The organism is Kitasatospora sp. NPDC036993 (genome assembly GCF_055607525.1).
On record NZ_JBVJRP010000001.1, the window covers coordinates 686,355 to 707,626 of the forward strand.

Genomic DNA, 21,272 nt, shown 5'->3' on the forward strand with positions numbered 1-21,272 from the left:
TCTCCCGCATGACCGATACGACCATCCGGCGCGCCGACGAGACCGACGCCGAGCGGCTCACCGACCTGATCCAGACCTGCTCCGCCTACCGCGGCGAGTACGCCGCGATGATCGACGGCTACCGGGTGACGCCCGACTACATCGCCCGCCACGAGGTGTTCCTCGCCGCCGACCGGGCCGCCGGGCAACTGCTCGGCTTCTACGCGCTGATCCGCGAACCGGCCGAACTGGACCTGATGTTCGTCGCCGACGAGGCCCAGGGGCGCGGCACCGGGCGCGAGTTGATCGGCCACATGCTGGAGCTGGCCCGCGGCGCCGGGATCACCGAGGTGCGGGTGGTCTCCAACCCGCCCGCCGAGCGCTTCTACCTGCGGGTGGGCGCCGAACGCGTCGGCACCTTCCCCGCCCACGGGAGGATCACCTGGGACCGCCCCGAACTGCGCTTCACCGTCCGGGCCGGCTAGGCGTACGCAGGCGGGGATGAGGCGCTGTTTCGCCTGAGTGCCGCTCTGACGTGGGCGGCGTGGCGGTGGACGGCGGCTGGTGGGAGTGCGCCGGGGCGGGGTGGTGGGGGTGTGGGGGTGCCGTGGCAGGTGCGGCAGAGGCCGCCGAGGAGGGCGTGGGGGCGGCAGGGGGTGCGGCAGGTGGTGCATTCGGGGATGCGGGTCGTCTGTGGTGGGCGGGGGCGTTCCGGGGGGAGTTTGTCGATCAGGCGGCGGCGGGTGAAGGCGGCCGGGCTGTGGATGTCGGGCGGGAGGCTGTTGGTGAGGGCGATGGTGAAGAGGGCGGGGGTGGTGCCTCGGGCGAACCATTCGGCGGCGAGGGGTTCGAGGGTGGTGCAGTCGGCGGCGGAGAGGGCGAGGCGGGGGTCGGTGAGGCCGAGGCCGGCGAGGGCGGCGTAGGCGGCCGAGGGGAGGGGGGTGTGGTTGCGGATGGGCGTTCGCTCGTCCGGGGGGTCGGGGTCGGCGGGCGTTGACGCGTCGCCGCTGTCGTTGGTGCCGCCGGTGGCGAGGAAGTGGTTCCACCAGGCGTCGGAGCGGGGGGTGCGGGAGAAGTAGGTGTGGAACACCCATCGGCAGTCGGTGGAGCTGAGGCGTTCGCGGACGCGGCGCAGGTGGCCTGCGGTGGAGAGCCTGGTGAGGGCGGTGCGGCAGGCCATCTGGCCGTAGTGGGGCTGGAGGACGGCGAGGGTCTTGACGTCCATGGCGGCGCCGTCGGGGAGGTGGTCGATGAGCGAGGCGAGGTAGGCCTCGCGGGCCGGGAGGTGGGCGAAGTCGGTCGCGGAGCGGGGGAGTTGCTCCGGGGCGGACTGCTTGCCGTACCCGGGGGCGGCCATGGCGGTATTGTCGTGGGTAGCCACAGGATCGATTCCTTAGAGTCGGTCGATCGTGTCGGTCAGACCCCCGTTCGGTGTTGCGAGCACCGGCGGGGGTTGTTTCGTTGCTGCGCACGCTACATGGCCGAACTGCCTGTGGAAAAGTCGTGACGATAAGTCATATCTGCTGCGTACAGGGGGGTTGGAAGGTGGTTTACCCCACCGTTCCCTTGAGGGTCACTCGGCCCGCGCGGCTTGAGCTTCGGCGGCGAACGAGACGAACGGGCGAACCGTCCGCATCTCCCCGAGGCCCTGATGCCCGCTCGGCCCGGCAACCGGACTCACCCGTCTAGGAGTTGCCCCCAGCGCCCGGCTGGGCCGGTACGAGGGCCGCCGCCGGGAGCCGGGACAGGATCTTCTCCGCCAGCCAGCTGCGGTCCGACCCGTACGGGATGCCCTGCGGGTCGACCAGTTGGGCCGCCACCGCGTCCCGCAGCCGCTGCGCCCCGGCGGCGGGCAGCAGGGAGAGCAGCCCCCGGGCGGCCAGCAGCGCGTGGTACTGCTCGAAGCCCGAGCGCGGGTGCTCGATCGCGTCCAGCACGCTGGTCAGGTCCGCCAGCGCCGGATCGCCCTGCATCAGGGCGAGCGCCTGGATCCGCCGGCCCTCGGAGCCGTCCGCGAAGAGCGCCCGCACCTGGTCGGCGGTCAGCGCCGAGCGCCGCGCGGTCGCGCGGACCTCGGCCACCACGCCCTCCGGCCCGGCGGGCGCGCCGGAGGAGGGCGGCAGCTGCCCGGCCAGCGCGGCCGGGTGCTCCGCGCTGCCGCCCAGCAGTCCGAGCTGCTGCATCGCGCGGACCCGCAGGTCGTCCGCGCCCACCTTGTCGCCGTGCCGGTCGCGGTCCTGCCCGGCGAGGAAGAGGTCCAGCGCCTGGTCGGTCTCGGTCAGCGCCTGCGGCAGCGCGAGGCGGGTCACCAGCCAGCCGGCCAGGAAGCCGAGGATCAGGAAGTACAGCACCAGCGCCGCCGCGAACGGCACCACGTCCCGGCCCCCGCCGAGCGCGGGCGCCAGCGCGGTGCCGAGGTCGTGCAGCCGCTCGCCGAGCGAGCCCAGCTGGGTCAGCCCCACGCCCAGCAGCACCTTGGTCAGCCAGTCGGAGACCTGCTCCAGATTGGTGTTCGGCGCGTACGAGCCCTGCGGCTCTCCCGCGCCGCCGCGCACCCGCGGCACCCCGAACAGGAAACCCAGCCCGCCGCCGAGCACCACCGAGGCCCCGGCCACCACCAGCCCGCCGCCGATCGCCTGCCAGGCGTGCTCCCGGCCGAGCGCGAACAGCAGCAGCCCGGCCAGCCCCGTCCCGGCCGGCACTCCGGCGCCCCACCGCGCCGTCCGCGGCGTCGTCCCGCCGCCCGGCCGCCTCGCCTTCGCCATCCCCTACCCCCTGTGTCCGCGCGGCTCCGCTCCGGGACCCGCGCCGAACTCTAGCGCCGCCGTCCCTCCGGTTGAACGCCCACGAGAACGTCCGCCGGACGCCCAAGGCCCTTCCCCCGGACCCGTTCCCAGGGTCCGCCCCCCGGACCCGTCCCCCCGACCCGTCCCCCGGGACACGCCGCGGGGAGCCTCCGGAACCGATGCCGGAAGCTCCCCGGGAACGCAGACGACCCGCGGGCTGCTCCTCCGCGCCGGCCCGTGCACTGGCCAGGCGCCGAGGCACCGGGGATGAACCGGTGAGCCCGCGGGCCGGGTGACTGCTATGGATTTCGCCTGCCGGAGGCCTGGGGCCTCACCCTGCGCAGGCAGGGGCGCTCTAGCGAGCAGCCACCTCACACATCCTGATGGAACTCAACTCAGGATCACCTCCCTTCAGTGTGCTGCCAGCGTAGGCAGCGCACCCGGGGGAGGGCAACGGATTATTCCGCGGTACCCGCGTCCGCCGCTCAGGCGGTCTTGAGCTGGTCCTGGAACTTGGTGAAGTCGATCGTGCTGTCGGCCGGCGGGACCTGGATGGTCAGCGGCTTGTCGAAGTCGGTGAAGTCGATCTGGCCGTTGCCGTCCTTGGCGCCGGTGTGCTCGATCCGCACCGGGTAGGGCTTGCCCTCGGTGGCGACGTGGATGGTCGAGGTCTCGCCGTCGGAGTCGGTGGACTTCAGGCTGAAGGTCTTCACGCCGTTGACGTTGCCGGCGGAGCCCTTCTCGACCTTGTCGCTGCTGCTCTTGTCCTCGGTGATCTTCTTGCTGAACTCGGCGAGGTTGCAGACGCTGATGAGGGAGCCCATCGACGGGTCGTTCTCGAAGCCGGTCAGGTAGCGGCCCTTGAACAGCTCGGCGGCCTTGGCGCCGTTCGGGCCGCCCATGTTGGTCCAGAAGGCGGTGTCCGGCTTGACGTACGAGGTCTTGCCGTCGCTGATGATGTCGAACTTGCCCATGCCCGGCATCGACATGCTGCCGGTGCACTGGCTCTTGTTGTCGAGGGTCAGGTTCAGCTCCATCTTGCCCTCGTCGCTGCTGATGTTGCCGACCATCTTGAGGGAGCCCGCGGAGGCCAGGGCTTCCTTGGCCTGCTTCGAGATGTCCTGGGCGCTGAGCTTGTCGGTGTCGAGCTTCTGCGCGGAGCCGGCCTTGCCGTCGCTCGTGGAGCTGCCGCACGCGGCGGTGCCGGCTGCCAGGACGAGGCAGAGCGCGGTGGTACTGACCAGTCGCTTCGACAACATGTGGTGCTTCCTGTCCGGGGTGGTCGAGCCGCCCCCAATCGGATGAATTTTTCCTCAGTATGGTTCAGGCCGCTGACAGGGGATTACGGGACAGGCCGCCGTTACAGGTTCGTGGCAGGACCGTGCCCTGCCCGTACCTGGGAACGCGAAAGGCCCGGAGGAAGAATCCTCCGGGCCTTTCGGCTACTGAGTAGCGGGGACAGGATTTGAACCTGCGACCTCTGGGTTATGAGCCCAGCGAGCTACCGAGCTGCTCCACCCCGCGTCGGTGAACACAACAATACGGGGAAGTCGCCGAGATGGGAAATCGGTTCCTCAGACGCCCTCGGCGGGCTGCCGGGAAGCGCGTCCCCGGGCCCGTCCCTCCGCCCGGCCTTCCGCCTGCCGCCGGCCGGGCGGGGGGTGCCGGGACGCGCGGGACCTCGCCCAGGCCGCGAAGCAGACCAGCGCGGCGAAGCAGGGCACCATCAGCGCCCCGTAGACCACCAGGAAGCCGTCCGTGCCGAGGTCGGCGGCGGCGTTCCAGGTGCCGTGCAGGGTCATCGCCATCAGCAGCCCGGCGGGCACGGCCAGCCGGGCCAGCCAGCGCCGCGCGGTGGTGAGGGCGACGGCCAGGCCGATCCCGGTGAGCGCGGTGAACAGCGGGTGGGCGAAGGGGGAGAGCAGGGCGCGCAGGACGAAGGTCTGCACGGTGCTGTCGAAGTCGCGCAGGCTGGGCGGGTCGCCGAGGCCGATGCTGTCCAGCCGCTGCCGCTGGTCGCTGGTGAAGGCCCGGCCCAGGTAGAGGGCGTTCTCGGTGAACGCGAAGCCGCAGGCGGTCATCCCGCCGAGCACCACCCCGGCGGCCAGGGTGCGGGGCCGGGAGCGGTGGTGCGGCGGGCCACCGGCGGGTGGGGCCGGCCGCAGGTAGGGCAGCGGCCGCAGGTACGGGCGCAGCCGCAGCCGGCCGCGGGCGTGCGGCCCGACCGGGTGGCGCGGGTACGGGCGGGGGCTGCGGGGCGCGGGCAGCCGGCGCAGCAGCGGCGCGCAGGGGCGCCCGGTGCGGCGGCCGTGGCAGCGCAGCCGCTGGCCGAGCGGGAGCAGGAGCACCAGCAGGGCGGTGGCCTTGGCGGTCTCCTCGATCACCGGGGTGGCGATCCCGGCGCCCAGCAGCTCGCCGAACGGTCCCCGGTGCCGGGTCAGGTAGCTCGCCGTCCAGTTGTTGGCCAGGATGGCGACGGTGGTGGCGGCGCAGGCACCCCAGCCGAGGCAGAACACGGTGTGCCGCAGCGGGACCCTGGCGGTGAGGTTGAGCCAGGCCAGGCCGCCGAGCACGAACGGCAGCGGCACCATCGCCAGGCCCAGGCCGACCAGCAGCCCGACCGTGCCGGTCTGCCGCTGGACCAGGTGGAGGATCAGCACCCCGCAGCCGATCAGGGTCAGCACGGCGGTCGCGGTGACGGATGAGAGTGCCACCGAACGGTTGCGGCCCGGCGGGGCCCCGGGGGTGGCGGTGACCGGGGCGGGAGCGGCGGCCGGGGCCGCGGCGGCCGGGACGGCCGGGACGGCCGTGGGTGCCTCGGCTAAGACCGGCAGGGCGGGGGCGGGCCGGGGCAGCAGCCGGTGGGCCCGGCGCCTCCGGGGCCCCGGGATGGTCCGGGTGCCGCCGGTGCTCGGGACCGCCTCCGCTGCGTCGGCGGCGGCGCGACCGGTCGTCCGGCCGTTCGTCCCGGACCCGCCGCCGGACGGGCTGCCCATGCGGCACAGGGTAGGCCACCGCGGCGGCCCGCCGGGAGGACTCGGGACGAACCGTCCGGCCCCTCCCCGCCCGTACGGCTGCCGCGCGGCCGCCTGTTCGAACGGCGCCGGTGGGTCAGCGGCGGCGGAACAGCAGGTCGTGGACGACGTGGCCCTTGGCGATCCCGGCCCGTTCGAACTTGGTGACCGGACGCCAGTCCGGCCTCGGGGCGTAGCCGGGGATGCTGCCGTCCGGGTGGTCCGCGGGCTCCGTCCAGCCGGTCCCGTCCCCCTCGGGGTGCAGGTTCTCCAGCTCGGGCGAGGCGGACAGCACGGCCAGCATCTGCTCCGCGTACGGCTCCCAGTCGGTGGCGCAGTGCACCAGGGCGCCTGGGGCGAGCCGGGGGAGCACCAGGTCGAGGAAGGCGGGCTGGACCAGCCGGCGCTTGTGGTGCTTGGGCTTGGGCCACGGGTCGGCGAAGTAGACCCGCAGACCGGCCAGCGAGGCGTCCGGGAGCATGTCGCGCAGCAGGATCACCGCGTCGCCGGCGGCGGTCCTGACGTTCCGGGAACCGTCGCGCTCCAGCAGGCCGAGCAGGTTCCCGTGGCCCGGGGTGTGCACGTCGGCGGCGAGGATGCCCATGGCCGGGTCGGCGGCGGCCATCGCGGCGGTGGTCTCGCCCATGCCGAAGCCGATCTCCAGGGTCACCGGCAGCCCGCCGAACAGCTCCGGCAGGTCCAGCGGGGTGCCGTCGATCGGGATGCCGTAGGTCTCCCAGCTCCGGTCCAGGGCGCTCGCCTGGGCGTTGGTCATCCGGCCCCGGCGCGGCTGGAAGCTGCGGATGCGGCGCTCGCGGTGCTGGGCCTCGGTGGCCTTGTGCGGGTACATCGGCGCGGGGTAGGCGGCCGGCGCGGCGGACATCCGGGCGGACGGCGAGGGCTGGGGGATCGGGGCGGTGGCAGTCACAATCACCCGAGTCTACGGGGCTGTCGGGGCGCTCCGGCCGGGCCTGTGACCGGGCTCATCCGGGCCCCGGCGGGGCCCTGCGGGCCGCCACCGCCAGGCCGCGAGGAGGACGAAGGAAGGAGTCCCCCTCTGTGGTGGCTCCTTCCCGGCGGCGGCCCCCGGCCGGCGCCGCCGCTACTCCTCCCAGGACCAGCGGGCGTCCGTCCGGGGCGCCGAACGGTGTTGAGCCGCCTCGCGAATTGCTCCGGTATGACTTGTTGCGAATCCCAGAGCCGACGGAGCCGGCGACAGCATAATCGCCTGTATGGGACGACCTCGAACTCCGTGGCAGATCTCGTTCGATGAAGTCCGTCGGCGCTATGAAAGCGGAGAGTCTGCGCAAAGTCTGGCAACAGAATGCGGGCTCGAAACCTACAAGCCCGTGATCCGTGCACTCCGCGGGATCGGTGTGCGGATCAGGCGGCCTGGGAGTGGCCGTCGGCCGATTCGGGAGTCGAGCAAGCAGAGCCGGGTGTGTAAGGGGATCGAGTGTGATGCCACGTTCGATGCCTACCCGTCGTCCAACAAGCGATTCTGCTCGCCCAAGTGTCGGTACAGTTCGCCGGAACTGGCAGATCTGCTCGCGGCGAACATCCGGAACAGGCACTGTCTCACGGAGATAGACGAGGCGAGTCGGACGGCCCTGTGTTCGGTGTGCGGCCCCATAGATATCCGTGAGCGAATCGAACAGCGGAAGTTCGCCTCTGAAAAGCGAAGTTGGCGATGCCGAGGCGCCGAGCGAGCCCGCATCTGGGCCCGGAAGTACGGCTTGGATCGTGCGGAGATCGGTGCGCTGTGGGAGTCACAGGGGCGGCGGTGTGCGATCTGCCGTACGGCCTTCGCCAGCCGGTTCGTGGTGGACCACTGTCACGCGACCGGGGCGACGCGTGGATTGCTCTGCTCGAATTGCAACACGGCACTCGGTCTCTTCGCCGACGAGGCTGAACGGCTTCGAGCTGCTGCAAGCTACCTGGATCGTGCGCGGTCGGCGGCAGGTGACCGGCCGGTCGGGTGCGGGACGGCGCTGCCGGCAACCCGGCGGGTGACGGAACGGCGCGCACTGCCCAGGGTTTCGCAAGATCAGGAGCCGGGTGCATCGACGCCAGGAGCGCCGGAGCGGTAGCCCTTGCCCGCGGTGTCGTATTCGAGCAGCGAACGGGCGCCGTACCGGCGCGCGATGGCGTCCGTGACGCCGCGATTGAGCGGCTGGGCAGCGCCCGGCCGTACCGCGAGGTCCAGTGGGCGAGCAGCTCGCCGGGCTCGACGGCGCGGCGCAGCACCGCCGCGACGTCCTGCCGTACGGCCCGCTGCTCGCCCCGGCGTTCACGCCGGGGCGACGATCACCGCCCGGGCCCGCTCGGTCAGCTCCCGCACCCGGCGCTCACCCTGGAACGGCTCCAGCCGCCGCAGCATCTCCACCACGTACTCCCGGCTCCGCTGCGAGGAGATCCGGCCGGCCACCTCGACGGCGCGTTCGCCGGCGGCGACCGCGGCGTCCAGGTTGCCCGCCTCCGCCTCGGCCATCGCCGAGACCACCAGCCGCAGGCCGTGCGAGCGGACGTAGCCCTCGGTGGGCGTGGCCAGCGCCTCGCGGGTGAACTGCCGGACCTTGGAGGGCACTCCGAGGTCGCGGAAGCACTCGGCGGCGTCGGCGGCGAGCCGGTCGTAGGCGTAGAAGTCGATCCACGCCGGATCGGGATCCCCGGCGCGTGCCCGTTCGAGCGCGCTCTCCGCCGCACCGAGCGCCGTCGCACACGCCGCCGCGTTGCGGGCCTTGGCCTGGGCCCGGGCCTCCACCAGGTGGAAGAAGCTCATGGTGCGGGCGGTGGCCAGGCCCCGGTTGCGCTCCAGCGCGGCCTGCGCGAGGTCGACCGCCTCCTCGGCGAAGCCCCGGTAGCCGGCCTGGAGGCTCATCGAGGCCAGCACGTAGCCGCCGAGCGGCACGTCGGCGGCGGCCCTGGCGAGCCGCAGCGCCTGGATGTAGTAGCGCTGGGCGGCCTCGTGCTGCCCGGTGTCGAAGGCCATCCACCCGGCCAGCCTGGTCAGTTCGGCCGTCGCGCCGAACAGCGCCCGGCCGACCGCGTCGCTGTACGAGGCGAGCAGCAGCGGTGCCGCCTCCACCCGCAGGCACTCCGGCACCATCGACGAACGCCAGTCCCCGCCGCCGTACTTGGAATCCCAGCGGCGCGCCTCCTGGGCCGCCTCGCGGAGCTTGGCGGCGTCCGAGTGGCCGACCCGGTAGGAGGAGGTGTCGGTGGGGGAGCGCGGCACCTCGCGGGCCACCGAGCCGTCCGCGGGGGTGATCAGCCAGCGGGAGACGGGGGTCGCGTAGGCGGCGACCGAGAAGGTGCCGGCCAGGCTGTCGCTCCAGCGGCCGCCGCCGGGGCCGCGGCGCAGGTCGAGGTCGATCCGCCACAGGTCGGTCGCGGAGCGGACCGCGTCGGCGACCTCGCGCGGGAAGGCCAGGCCGAGTTCGGGCGCCGGGTCGGTGTCACCCAGGCCGATCTCCTCCAGCGGGACGGGCCGGCCGAGCTTGCCGCCGATCGCGGTGGCGATCAGGTGCGGGACCGGCCCCTGCGGGACCATGCCCTTGCTGACCCAGCGGGCCACCGAGGTCTTGTCGTACCGCAGCGTCAGTCCGCGCTGGGCGCCGAGGTCGTTGACCCGGCGGGCCAGTCCGGCGTTGCTGATCTGGGCGAGGGTCAGGAGCGTGCCGAGCCGTTCGTTCGGTCCTCGTGGGCTGACGGTCATGGTGGCGGCGGCACCTCCTGCGGCCTTGTGCGCGGGGCCCGGGCGGCACCGGGCCGTAGCTGCTGCACCTAGAGTAGTCGGACGCGTTCCGACGGTTAAGAGGTCGCATTCCGGATGGCGGGATCGTGCACTCGGCGGTGTCGCACGGGAGTTGGTCCGGACCACTCGGATCCGGCCGCCCGCGCCGCGCGCCGGAGCCTCGTGCTCCGGTCCCGTGTTCACGTGCGCCCGGCCGTGCCCCCTGGCCCGACCGGCTGGTCGGCGATTCGCTGGTGGTCGTGGGCCGGCCTGCCGTCGAGGACCCGGCAGGCCGGGGGAAGCCGCCGTCTCCATCCCCGCGGGCGGCGGTGAAGTCCGGGAGGGCATGCGGATGCCCTCCCGGGCTGGGCGACGCCTTTCGGCCATCTCGCGATGCCCATGACAAAGGTGTTCGCGGGCGGTCCGGGCCGGGGAGGGGGAGGTCCGGCCCGCCCGACCCCGCAACCGCAGGACGATCCGAACTCCCGGCCGGTGCACCCGACTTGCCCGCCCGAAGTGATCGGCCGGCGGAGCCGCCCGGCGCCGCGGAGCGCGCCCGCTCCGGCCCGTACGGCCGCGGCAACGCCGCGTGGGGGACGGCACGGCCGTCGCGCGATCGGTTCGAACGGAGGCGGAACCCGCAACACCGGCCACGGCGGCGTCCGGCGATGGCACGATGTCTCCTGACGGCGCGTCGGGCTGCGGGGGCACGTCGGGACGCGCCCGGGCCGCCACGGCACACCACCCGGCCGCCCGGCGGGCGGCGAACGCGCCGCACGGATGCAGGTCCTCGTCCGGTGGAGGCACGATGCGGTGGCTGACGGGCTGGTGCACGGGTGCGCCGAGCGCGGGCACTCCGGCACACGAGGTGCTCGGCACGGTCACGCCGATCGCCGCGCGCCCTCTGTGGACCGGGCCCGACCCGCTCTGGGCCGTGGGCGACTGGCGCCCGGGGGAGATTCGCCTGGTCACCCTCCGCCCCGGTGCCGCCGCCGTGGTCAGCACCGGGCCCACCACCCCCGACCAGGCCGAGGACACCCCCGCCACCTCCAGGCTCGCCGTCCTCGGCCACTGCGGCGCCACCGACGCCGAACTCGCCGCGGGCCTCGCCGCCGCCCGCGGCGGCGCCGTCCGCCACCTCACCGCCTGGCCCGGCAGCTACACCGTGGTGCTGCGCTCCGGCACCCGCTCCACCCTGCTGCTCACCGACCTCGCCGGCGCCCGGCCGGTCTTCCACACCCCGTGGGCCGGCGGCACCGCGTACGCCACCGCCGCCCTGCCACTGGCCGACCTGGTCGGCGCCCCGCTGGACACTGGCCACCTCGCCGCCCGGCTCGCCTGCCCCGAGTCCCCCGAGGCGCTCGGCACCGGCACCCCGTACCTCGGTGTCCAGCAGGTGCCGCCCGGCCACCTGCTCGCCGTCCGCGGCGGCCGTCCGTACCTGTCCGGCTACGACGACCCGGCCGGCGCCGAGCAGCCGCGCGACGAGGCGCCCGCCGTCCGCGAACTCACCCGCGCGCTGCTGGAGTCCGTCCGCTCCCGGGTCCGCACCACCGCCCCGCCCCTCGACGCCGCGGGGCGGGCCAGGCTCGGCGTCGACCTCTCGTACGGGACGGCCTCCGCGACCGTCGCGCTGCTCGCCGCCGCCGTACCGCTGCCACCGTTGCCCTCGGCCACCGCGGCGGCCCGGGTGGCCACCGCCGGGGCCAGGAGCGGCGCGGTCAAGGGCTCCTGGGCCCGCGCCGCCGTTCAGGGGCCCGCCGCCCCCGAACAGCTGGCCGCCGTCACGCTCGGCGAGACCGACCCCCCGGCCGGCCTCGCGCTCGCCCCCGACACCCCGCGGCTGCGGCACACCGTGCTCGACCCCGGCCCCGACACCCTCCCCTACGCCGGCCCCGGCGCCGACCCGCAGGCCGGCCGGCTCACCGACGAGCCGGGGCCCGAACTCGTCGCCGCCGCCCGCGCCGAGGCCCGCTTCGACGCCGGCGGCACCGACCACCTCACCGGCTACGGCGCCCGGCAGGTCCTGGACGGCCACCCGGCCAGGCTCGCCGACCTGATCCGGGCCGGCCGGACGCGTGAACTGCTGCCCCCGGTCGCCGCGTTGGCCGGTGCCGACCGGGCGGCCGCGGGCGTCCTCACCGGAGCGCTGCGCACCCCGCTCACCGTGCTCCGGGCCGCCCACCGGCTCTCCCGGGTCCGCTACGCCGAGGCGCTGGACGAGGCTGCCGCCAAGCTGACCGCCCGCCACGTCCCGGACGGCGTCGGTACCGCGGGGGCCCGCTCGGCCGCCGACCTCGCCTGGTGCGTGCCGGGCCCGGCCGCCCGCTGGCTCTCCGACGAGGCGCTCTCCGCGGTGGCCCTGCGGCTCCGCCTGGCGGCGCGCAAGCCGGCGCCCGAGGAGCATCCGGGCGCACATCGGGCCCGGCACGCCCTCTACCGGCAGGCGCGCTCCTTCCGCACGCTCGTGCACGCCGCCGAACAGCCGGGCCAGCGGCTGCACGCGCCCTTCCTCGACAACCAGGTGGTGCGGGCCGCCCGGCTGCTGCCCGACGACGTCCGCCTCCAGCCCGGCGCCCGGCACGCCCTCCTGCGCGCCGTCCTCACCGGCGCCGGCCGCACCGACCTGCCCCCCGACTGGGGCCGCACCCCCCGCCCCGACCGCACCGCCCCCGCCAGGGCCGGCCTGCGCCTCGCCGCCGACGGCCTCGCCGAACTCTTCGACGCCCCCCTGCTCGCCGAAGCCGGCCTCATCGACCTGACCGCCGTCCGGGCCGGCCTCGCCCGCTCCGCGGACCCCTCCGCCCTCTCGCCGTTCGCCCTCGCGGGCCTCGCCGACCTCGTCGCCACCGAACTCTGGCTCCGCCGCGTCCGCGCCCGCCGCCACGGCGCCTGCTGGACCGGCCTGCCCGGTCCGCGGCAGCCCGCCCTCAGCCCCTGACCCGGTCCGGGCCCGCTGCCTCTCCGGCCGCCCGCCTCTCCGGCCGCCTCCTCCCTGCGGCGCGGTTGCCGGTTCCGGATCGGGGGGCCGGTGATGATGGCGGGGTTGTGCATCCGGGGTGAGGAGGACGTGCGGTGGCCGGTGGGAGCGCGGGGAGGGAGGTGCCGGTCGTGCTGTCCGTGCTCGGGCGTCCGCCCGCCGGGCGGGTGCCGGGGGTGCTGGTGGCGTGCGACGGGTCGGACGGGTCGCTGTGGGCGCTGGACCGGGCGATGACGGAGGCCGGGCTGTTCGGGCTGCCGCTGTACGTGCTCGCCGTGGTCAACCCGGCGCCGGCCGGCTACCCGCCGGGGATGGCGGAACTGGTGCAGGAGAGCGTGGAGACGCTGGTCGAGAGCATGGCGGACGGGCTGCGCCGCTCGGTGGCCGTCGTCCAGCGCCAGCGCCCGGTGCCGTACGCGGGGGAGCTGTCGCTGCACGTGGTGCTGGGCAACGTGATCGAGGTGCTCCTGGAGGCGGCGACCCGGCAGCACACGCTGGTGATCGGCACCAGGGGCAACGGCGGCTTCGCCCGGCTGCTGCTGGGTTCGGTGAGTTCGGCGGTGGTGCACCACGCGGCCTGCCCGGTGCTGGTGGTCCCCGCGCCGTCCGGGGCCTGACCGGCCCGCCTGGGGTCTGACCGGCCCGTCCGGGGCCTGACCGGCCGGGACGCCCATGAGGTGCCGGGAATGTACCGAGATGGTTCATCGTTCACCCATCTTGTCCGCATCCCACAAGACGTCCCCTGGAGCCATCCGCATGAAGGTCGAGATCTGGTCCGACATCGCCTGCCCCTGGTGCTACATCGGCAAGCGCCGCTTCGAGCAGGCCCTCGCGGACTTCGCAGGCAAGGAGCAGGTCGAGGTCGTCTACCGTCCGTACCAGTTGGTCCCGGACGCCCCGGAGACGGCGAGCCCGCACCGTGCCTGGCTGGCCGAGCGCTACGGCCCGCAGTCGGTGGCGATGGACGCGCAGGTGGCCGAGCTGGGCCGCGCCGAGGGCATCAGCTACGACTTCGACGCCGCGCTGCACGCCAACACCTTCCTGGGCCACCGCCTGCTGCACCTCGCCGAGACGGAGTACGGCCCCGCCGTCCAGGGCCGGCTGAAGGAGGCACTGCTGAAGGCGCACTTCACCGACGGCGTGGACGTCGGCGACCGGGCCGCGCTGACCGACGTCGCCGTGTCGGCCGGCCTGGACCGGGACCGGGTGACCGGCTACCTGGCGGGCGACGAGGGCACCGCCGAGGTCGACGCCCAGCTGGCCGAGGGCCGGGAGCTGGGCATCAGCGCCGTGCCGACCTTCGTCTTCGAGGGCAAGTGGGCCGTCCAGGGCGGTCAGGACGCCGCGACCTTCCGCAAGGTGCTGGAGCAGGTCGCCACCGAGATCGGCGAGCGCCGCCCCGTCCCGGTGCAGGTCGCCCCGGCCGGGGAGGCCTGCGCGGACGGCTCCTGCGCCATCTGACGTCCCCGGGCGGCCCCCGCCTGGATCGCCGCGGACCCGAGGCCCGCTCCAGGACCCCTGGAGCGGGCCTCCGTCACGACCGCCCGTCACGACCGCCCGGCGCGGGCCCTCGTCACGAGCAGCGGAAGCGGGCCTGGGCCCAGTTCGCGACGTTCAGCGCCGACCAGATCCCGTTGACCGGGGCGACCACCAGCTTGACCGACTTCTGCCCGGCCAGCGGCACGTGCACCGGCACCGCCTCGTCGCCGACGGCCAGCGGACGGGAACGCCACAGCGTGGTGCCGTCGCCGCCCTGGACGGAGAAGACGACCCCGCCCGGCGACAGCGTGGCGTCGTCCACCCCGGCCACCGCGTCGAAGGACGTGCAGGTGCGGTTGAGGTCGATCAGGGTGGTCGCCGGGGCGTGCACGGTGATCGCGTGCTGGTGGTAGTCGCCGCCGATCCAGCCGCCGTCACGCTGCCAGAACGCGTCGCTGCCCTTCTGCCGGATGCTCGGCTCCGGCGGCGGCACCCGGTTGTTGCCGGGCTTGAGCACGGGCAGCGAGTTGCCCCAGAAGTCCGTGGGCGCGGGCGGCGAGGGCTGGGTGAAGGTCGGGGTCGGCACCGGCGGCACGGTGGGCGTCGGGATGACCGGCACGTCGGGCGTGGGCAGCGGCGGCAGGGTGGGCACGGGCACGACCGGGGGAGCGGTGGTCGGCTTCGGCGCCTTCGGGGTGCCGGACGCGGGCGTCGTGGGTTCCTCCGGTGCCCGGGTGGCGGCGGACGGGGGCGCCGGGGCGGGCTTGTCGGCCGGCTTGGCGCCGGGGCTCGTCGCGGGTGCCGCCGGAGCCGGCTCGGCGGCGCCGGGCGCCGGGGCGGGGGCATCGGCGGGCGCGGGAGCAGGAGCGGGCGCGGCCGCAGCCGCGGTCGCGGGCGGCGCCGGGGCGGGGACGGCCGGGGCGCTGGTGACCGGCGGAGCGGCCGCCGGGGGCTTCGGCTCGGGCGAGCCGGTGAGCGCGTACGCGGCGACGGCGGCCGCCGCCACCGCGATCGCGGCGGCGATCCCGGCCTTGGCCGCGGTGCCCAGTCCCTCGCCGGCCGCGGCCGCGCCGGCCCCGCTCCCGCCGGAGGCCGCACCGGCCGACCCGGCGGCGGCCGCACCCGCGGCGGCGCCCGAGGTCCCGGAGGACGCGGCGGCCGTGCCCGCGGCGGCCGCACCGCCGACCGCGGCGACACCGCCCACGGCGGCCGCGGCGGCGCCGAACCCGCCGACGCCGATCCAGACGAGCACCCCGCCGGGCAGCAGGGCGCGCAGCCCGGTGTTGATCTCGGTCAGTTCCAGGCAGGCCGCCGTGCAGCGGTCGCACTCCTGGAGGTGCCGGCCGACCTCCGCCGAGGCCCGCTTGCGCAGCGAGCCGCGCGCGTACGCCCCGAGCCGGTTGGCGTACGCCTCGCACCCGCTCTCCTGGCTGCCCGAGACGTGCGCCTGGAGGAACGCGGCCGCGAGCCGGTCACGGGCCCGGTGGGCCTGGACGGCGGTGGCGTTGGCGGTCTTGCCGAGCATCACCGCGACGGTCTTCGGCGACTCCCGCTCGACCTCGGTGTGCCAGAGCACCACCCGGTCGTCCTCGGGCAGTTCGGCGTAGGCCTGCATGACCATCCGCTGGTCGGCCATCGCCATCGCCCAGGCGTCGGCGCCCGGGTCGGCCAGGTCGAAGTCGACCACGGCGGCCGAGGTCTGCGCGAACACGGCGAAGTCGTCCACGAGTTGCTCGCGCCGCTCACTGCGGTGCCAGGCGGCGGCGACGTTGCGCACGGCGGTCAGCAGGTACGCGCGGACGGCGAACTCGGGCCCCTTGCCCGCCCGCAGCGCCTGGAGGGTGCGGGCGAACACCTCGCCGGCGAGGTCCTCGGCGGTGAAGTTGTCCCGGCAGCAGGTGCGCGCGTAGCGGCGCACCGAGTCGGCGTGCCGACGGTAGATCTCCTCGTACGCGGTGTCGTCGCCGGCCCGCACCCTGGCGGTCAACTCGGCGTCGGAGGCGGGGCGCTCGCCGTCCACCGGGTCGGCGGGGGCGGGCACGGTCGGCCGGGCGGTCCGGCCGGGGAAAGGTTCGCCGACGAACGCTTCGGGGGCGACGCCGCCGAGGCCCGCGGGGGCCTGCCCGGGCACCCGGCCCGGCGGCAGCGCGGCGCCGGAGGCGGAGAGCGACTCGCGGCTGGGCATCCCGGCCTGGTCGGGGACGTGACCGGCGGTCGGACCCGCGGCGGCGCCCGGCACTTGGCCCGCACCGCCGGTACCACCGGGGCCCGCGGCGGACCCCCCGGCCGTACTACCGGAGAAGCCTCCGAAGTCGAGCCCGTACCCGTAGTCGTTCTGTTCCTCGGCGCTCACAACGGACCCCAGATTCCACGACAGCCCCCGTAGTGTGGCAGGGCGCGCGGGAGTGCGTAGGCGCACGGTTCCCCGACGTACGGCGCCGACGGCGCGCGAAGGGCGCGCATCGGGACATTGACTCCAACCACGGGCAAAGGATGGCATAGCGCAGGGACCGACGGTAGCCGGACCGGCCGCCGTCCCTCCTCCGTGGGGCCGTCGCGGGTGCGTTCGCCCAGCGTGCGGCGACGGGGTGTGCGACTCCCACACCCGGCGCGCGCACTCGGGCCGCGCGCCGGTCATCCCTCCAACTCCCGTGTCCGTCGCGGGTGACGCCCGGCCGGCCGCCGGGCGTCAGCGCGCCCGCAGGCCGTCCAGCAGGATCTCCAGCAGCCGGTCCGCGGGTCCGGCGGCCGACTGGCCGTCCGTCTGCGGAGAAATCGGCGAGAAACCGCCGGCCGCCGGTGCGGAGACCGAGGCACGGGTCGCGTGCACCGGCACCGAGGCGGTCAGCACCAGCACCACGTCCGACACCGTGACGCCCGGCCGCAGTTCGCCCGCCGCACCGGCCCGCGCCACCAGGGCGGCCAGTAACTGGAGCAGCAGCCGGGGATCGGCGTCCGCCGCCGACGGCTCGACCACCCCGCCGGAACGGGCCTCCTCGCCGCGCAGGTCGAAGCGGACGGCCGCGGGTGGTTCCGGCGCCCGCTGCTCGGGCACCCGGCCCAGTTCCTCCGCGTACCGGAACGCCTCCGGCGGCAGCAGCCGCCCGGCGCCGCTGCTCACCGCGCGGGCCAGGTAGCCGGCCAGCGCCTCCCAGGCTCCGTCGCCGCCGTACAGCGACTCCCGGGCCTGCGCGGTCAGCCACGCCACCTCCTCGGCGGCGATCCGCTGGACCAGCACCTCCTTGCTCGGGAAGCGTCGGTAGACCGTGCCGACCCCGACCCCGGCCCGGCGTGCGACCTCCTCCATCGGCGCGCCGTAGCCGAACTCGCCGAACACCTCGCGGGCCGCCCGCAGCACGCTCTCCAGGTTCCGCCGGGCGTCCACCCGCAGCCGGGCCCCGGGCACCGGCACGGCGGCCGGCGCCGGCTCGGCCCGGTACGGCACGGGGGCCCGCGCCATCGCGGCCTGTCCCGATCCGCCCTGTGGCGGCAGATCCACCGGACCACGCTGCTCGGGGACCATGCCCGGTCCGGCCTGCGGTGCACCTACCCGCCCCAACACCTGCTCCTGCTCCATCATCCCAACTCTCCCCCGCAGGCGTCCGAAACCGGACCCTGTCGTCGCCCGCCCCTGCACCCCCCGGTGCAGCTCAGCCCGTCAGAAATGACCCGATGAACCATCGCTCGTGCCGCCCGTCCCGTTCCGGTGACCACGGTTCGTGCCGCCGTGCCGGGTCCACGTCCGGCTCGGCGCGTCGGCACCGTCCGGGGCCCTGTCCGGGAACTACCCTTCCCCGGATGACTGTCCCCCAGTCGGGTTCTCACGCCAACGCTGGAACTGGCCGTAATGGCCGCTCCACGGTGCGTCGCCGCCGATTGTCATGGCGACGGCCGCCCCGGTACACAATCCGACCATAGTTCACCACTCTTCGCGGCCGAAAGTGCGTCAGAAAGTCGCCCGGCAAGCACATCTGGCCCCGGTGGCCACTCGGGTCGCAACCAGCACCGTACGGACTGTGGACAAGACGCCCCCCGCCGGTACTTCATAGGGGGCGTGAACGGGGGGACACCCCCGGCCGCGGGGCCGGGGCGAAACGTCACATCGGCAGGAGGCGCACCATCAGGATCCTGATCGCCGGCGGCGGCTGCGCCGGAACGGCCGCCGCACTCCACCTCCAGCGCGCCCTGCGGGAACGGCTGCGGCGCGGCGAGGCGGAGATCACCGTCGTCGAACCCCAGGCCTACTTCACCTACCACCCGCTGCTGGCCGAGGTGGCGGCCGGCTCGATCGACCCGAGACACGTGGTCGTCCCGCTGCGCCGGGTCCTGCCGGACTGCCGGGTGCTCACCGCCAGGATCACCCGGATCGAACACGCCGCCCGCCGGGCGCTCGCCGACGCCGCCGGCCCGGGCGAACCCCCCGCGCCTGTCGAACTGCCCTACGACGTCCTCGTGGTGGCCCCGGGCTCGGTCTCCCGGACGGCACCGGTGCCCGGCCTCGCCGAGCACGGCCTGGGCTTCTCCACCGTCGGGGAGGCGGTGGGCCTGCGCAACCACGTCCTGGAGCAGCTCGACCTCGCCTCCGCGACCCGCGACCCCGCGCTGCGCGAGGCCGCGCTCACCTTCGTCTTCGTCGGCGCCGGCTACGCGGGCGTCGGCGCGCTCGCCGAACTGGAGGACATGGCCCGCGCCGCCGTGCGCACCTACCACAACGTCCGTCCCGAGGACCTGCGCTGGGTCCTGGTCGAGGCGACCGACCGGATCCTCGCCGAGGAGTCGCCCGAGCTCGCCGAGCACACCCTCGGCGAACTGCGCGAACGCGGCGTCGAGATCCGGCTGGGCACCACCCTGGAGTCCGCGGCCGACCGGGTCGTGGCGCTCTCCGACGGCAGCCGCTTCGGTGCCCGCACCCTGGTCTGGACGGCGGGTGTCCGGCCGGCCCCCCTGCTGCGCGAGACCGACCTGCCGCTGGACACCCTCGGCCGGGTCCGATGTCTGGCGACCCTCCAGGCCGTCGGACCGGACGGCCGCGCCCTGCCCGGCGTCTGGGCGGCCGGCGACTGCGCCGCCGTACCGGATCCGAACGCGGACGGCGCCCCCTGCGCCCCCAACGCCCAGCACGCCTTCGCCCAGGCCGAGCTGCTCGCCCGCAACGTCGTGGTCGCCCTGGACGGCGGGCCGCACGCCCCGGGCCTGGCGGCCTACCGGCCGGGGCCCGCCGCCTGCTCGACCTCGCTCGGCCCGCGCCGGGCCGTCGCGCACACCCGGCGGGGCGGGAAGCTGACCGGCCGGCGGGCCTGGTGGCTGCACCGGGCCAGGCACCTGCGACGGCTGCCGAGCGCGGAGCGCCGGGTCCGGGTGCTGATGGACTGGGTGCTCGGCGGGGTGTTCTCCCGAGAAGTGGTCTCGCTGGGAGCGATGGAGCACCCGCGCTCGGCCTTCGAGGGCGGGTTCGATCCGAAGTCCGGACGGCAGACCGACGCCGGACCGGATGCCCCCGGGTGACCGCACCCGCCGACCCGGGCCCGTGGTCGATCGGACGGCGGATCGGACGGCGGATCGGGTGGTGGATCGGGCGGCCACGCCGGGCGCGCGACTTCCGGAACCGGGCCTCCGCCTGACAGGATCAGCCCGACCTGGTCATTACCCCGTGTGCTTTCGCGTACACAAAAAGTGATGATATGCCTGGAAAACGAGGAAGCGGGCGTCGTTTGAACCTCATGCGTTGGAGCGCCCGGCTCACCGGAGTCCCCTGGCGTGCCGTCCCGGCCAACGGGACCGGCCCCGGAGACGGCACGCCCTGCCCCGACGGCGTCGTCGTGCCCAGCCCCCGCGACCCGAGCGGCCCCACCGCCACCACCGAGCTCCTCGACCCGCACAAGCCGCAGCACCTGCGCGAGGTCCTCAACCGCATCCCCGCGCCGGTCGCCGTCACCTACGGCCCGCACCACCAGCTCGGCTACGCCAACCGCGCCTACCGCGAACTGTTCGGCGAGCGCCCCACCGGCCTGCCCGCCGGCGAGGCGCTCCCCGAACTCGGCACCATGGGCGTCCTGCCCCTGATGGACCAGGTCATCCGCGGCGGCCGCCCGCGCAGCGTCAAGGCCCGCTGCATCCTCGGCCTCACCGGCAACCGCTACTACAACGTCTCCTGCGTCCCGCTCGGAACCGGCGAGAACCGCGACGCCCCGGCCGAGGGCCCGCCCGCCGGAGTGCTGGTCTTCGCCGCCGAGGTCACCGACCAGGTGCTCGCCGCCGCCCGGCTGCGCGAAGCCGAACGCCGGCAGCGCGAGGCCGCCGTCACCCTCCAGCGCAGCCTGCTCCCGCAGAAGCTCGACCAGCCGGCCGACCTGCGGGTCGCCGCCACCTACCAGCCGGGCGGCGCCGAGGCCGCGGTCGGCGGCGACTGGTACGACGTCATCGCCATCGACGGCGGACGCACCGCCCTGGTCATCGGCGACGTGATGGGCCGAGGCCTGCGCGCCGCCGCCGTCATGGGCCAGCTGCGCACCGCCGTCCGCGCCTACGCCCGCCTCGACCTGCCCCCGCACGAGGTCATGCGCCTGCTCGACGGCCTCGCCATGGAGATCGACGCCAACCAGATCGCCACCTGCACCTACGCCGCCTGGGACCCGCGGCGCCGCACCCTCTCCTACGCCTCCGCCGGACACCTCCCGATGCTGCTGCGCTGCCCGGACGGCACCATCCTGCGCAGCGAGGAGCAGAACGGCCCGCCGCTCGGCACCGGCGGCGGCACCCACGTCTCCCACACCCTGCGCCTGCTCCCCGGAACGACCGGCGTCCTCTATACCGACGGACTGGTCGAGCGCCGCGACGAGGACATCGACCAAGGCCTCGACCTCCTGGCCCGCACCCTGACCGGCGCGATCGGCGCCCCCGAGGTGATCTGCGCCCGGCTGCTCCGGGCGATGGGCGTGACCTCCGAGCACGACGACGACGTCGCCGTCCTGGCCTTCCAGCTGCCGGCGGAGGAGGGCGCCGAAAATCCGCTTGCGCCGCTTGACCCGGCCACCCCAGAGGTCTAGAGTTCTTCGAGTTGCCTGGCAGGGAGCACCGGACACGCGTTTGCGCGGACGGCCCCCGGGTGGCCAATCCTTTGAATCACCACTTCCGGTTCGTGCCGGTCGTTTCGCTTTTCCGCGTGACGGCCTGGGGCTTATTCGGCGTGCGCATTTTATCGGATTGCGGTCGGATTCGCTTTTCGGAGCGGGGATCGGCTAGAGTTTGAAACGTCGGACAGGGCGTCAAAGCCCCGAAGACACCGGCGAGTTGGATGA

Annotated in this window: 14 protein-coding genes, 1 tRNA gene and 1 pseudogene; 7 read left to right on the forward strand and 9 right to left on the reverse strand. The window is 74.9% G+C overall.

Annotated features, from left to right (window positions below; all coding sequences use genetic code 11):
• The first annotated feature begins 8 nt into the window (after positions 1-8).
• Positions 9-464, forward strand: a complete 456-nt coding sequence (locus tag ACZ7C5_RS03365; RefSeq protein ID WP_401088933.1) for a GNAT family N-acetyltransferase — start codon at positions 9-11, stop codon at positions 462-464.
• Here the strand turns inward: ACZ7C5_RS03365 and ACZ7C5_RS03370 are convergent.
• From ACZ7C5_RS03370 to trmB, 6 genes are all read right to left on the reverse strand, one after another.
• A complete protein-coding gene (locus ACZ7C5_RS03370; protein WP_470321861.1) occupies positions 461-1,336 on the reverse strand; it encodes a hypothetical protein in 876 nt (291 codons plus the stop codon). The two genes, ACZ7C5_RS03365 and ACZ7C5_RS03370, sit on opposite strands and share 4 nt — an antisense overlap.
• Before the next feature lie 328 nt (positions 1,337-1,664).
• Positions 1,665-2,744: a hypothetical protein gene (locus tag ACZ7C5_RS03375; RefSeq protein WP_401088929.1), complete on the reverse strand. Its 1,080-nt coding sequence runs from the start codon at positions 2,742-2,744 to the stop codon at positions 1,665-1,667.
• A gap of 506 nt (positions 2,745-3,250) precedes the next feature.
• Positions 3,251-4,024, reverse strand: coding sequence for a hypothetical protein (locus tag ACZ7C5_RS03380; RefSeq protein ID WP_401088927.1), 774 nt, complete (start codon positions 4,022-4,024; stop codon positions 3,251-3,253).
• A 191-nt stretch (positions 4,025-4,215) separates the two neighbouring features.
• A tRNA-Met gene (locus ACZ7C5_RS03385) sits at positions 4,216-4,289 on the reverse strand.
• Between the two features lie 50 nt (positions 4,290-4,339).
• A complete protein-coding gene (locus tag ACZ7C5_RS03390; protein WP_470321862.1) occupies positions 4,340-5,479 on the reverse strand; it encodes a PrsW family intramembrane metalloprotease in 1,140 nt (379 codons plus the stop codon).
• A gap of 397 nt (positions 5,480-5,876) precedes the next feature.
• Positions 5,877-6,662, reverse strand: a complete 786-nt coding sequence (trmB, locus tag ACZ7C5_RS03395) for a tRNA (guanosine(46)-N7)-methyltransferase TrmB (protein WP_401089271.1) — start codon at positions 6,660-6,662, stop codon at positions 5,877-5,879.
• A gap of 349 nt (positions 6,663-7,011) precedes the next feature.
• Between trmB and ACZ7C5_RS03400 the strand changes: the two genes are divergently transcribed.
• The gene (locus ACZ7C5_RS03400; protein ID WP_470321863.1) at positions 7,012-7,869 is read left to right on the forward strand and encodes an endonuclease VII domain-containing protein; all 858 of its coding nucleotides are present in this window, start codon (positions 7,012-7,014) and stop codon (positions 7,867-7,869) included.
• Positions 7,870-8,069: 200 nt separating this feature from the next.
• Here the strand turns inward: ACZ7C5_RS03400 and ACZ7C5_RS03405 are convergent, their stop codons facing one another.
• Positions 8,070-9,497 carry an MFS transporter gene (locus ACZ7C5_RS03405; RefSeq protein ID WP_188297284.1) on the reverse strand — a complete coding sequence of 476 codons (1,428 nt, stop codon included), beginning with the start codon at positions 9,495-9,497 and terminating at the stop codon, positions 8,070-8,072.
• A gap of 826 nt (positions 9,498-10,323) precedes the next feature.
• Here ACZ7C5_RS03405 and ACZ7C5_RS03410 point away from each other — a divergent pair.
• The 3 genes from ACZ7C5_RS03410 to ACZ7C5_RS03420 all read left to right on the forward strand — a co-directional run bounded on the left by ACZ7C5_RS03410 (position 10,324) and on the right by ACZ7C5_RS03420 (position 13,956).
• Complete coding sequence (locus ACZ7C5_RS03410) at positions 10,324-12,456, forward strand: asparagine synthase-related protein (RefSeq protein ID WP_470321864.1); 2,133 nt, start codon at positions 10,324-10,326, stop codon at positions 12,454-12,456.
• 134 nt (positions 12,457-12,590) lie between these two features.
• Positions 12,591-13,112 (forward strand): universal stress protein, encoded by a 522-nt coding sequence (locus ACZ7C5_RS03415; RefSeq protein WP_401088918.1) that lies wholly within the window; start codon positions 12,591-12,593, stop codon positions 13,110-13,112.
• 139 nt (positions 13,113-13,251) lie between these two features.
• A complete protein-coding gene (locus ACZ7C5_RS03420) occupies positions 13,252-13,956 on the forward strand; it encodes a DsbA family oxidoreductase (protein ID WP_188295119.1) in 705 nt (234 codons plus the stop codon).
• A gap of 112 nt (positions 13,957-14,068) precedes the next feature.
• Here ACZ7C5_RS03420 and ACZ7C5_RS03425 read toward each other — a convergent pair whose 3' ends face one another.
• Both ACZ7C5_RS03425 and ACZ7C5_RS03430 read right to left on the reverse strand, forming a co-directional pair.
• On the reverse strand, positions 14,069-16,159 hold the full coding sequence (locus tag ACZ7C5_RS03425; RefSeq protein WP_470321865.1) for a sigma-70 family RNA polymerase sigma factor: 2,091 nt from the start codon (positions 16,157-16,159) through the stop codon (positions 14,069-14,071).
• A 504-nt stretch (positions 16,160-16,663) separates the two neighbouring features.
• On the reverse strand, positions 16,664-17,473 hold the full coding sequence (locus ACZ7C5_RS03430) for a TetR/AcrR family transcriptional regulator (RefSeq protein WP_470321866.1): 810 nt from the start codon (positions 17,471-17,473) through the stop codon (positions 16,664-16,666).
• Positions 17,474-18,093: 620 nt separating this feature from the next.
• Here ACZ7C5_RS03430 and ACZ7C5_RS03435 point away from each other — a divergent pair.
• Together ACZ7C5_RS03435 and ACZ7C5_RS03440 are read left to right on the forward strand one after the other, a co-directional pair.
• Positions 18,094-19,479: an NAD(P)/FAD-dependent oxidoreductase gene (locus tag ACZ7C5_RS03435; RefSeq protein WP_401089269.1), complete on the forward strand. Its 1,386-nt coding sequence runs from the start codon at positions 18,094-18,096 to the stop codon at positions 19,477-19,479.
• Positions 19,480-19,685: 206 nt separating this feature from the next.
• A pseudogene (locus ACZ7C5_RS03440) lies at positions 19,686-20,987 on the forward strand (SpoIIE family protein phosphatase); the annotation flags it as partial.
• Between the last annotated feature and the right edge of the window lie 285 nt (positions 20,988-21,272).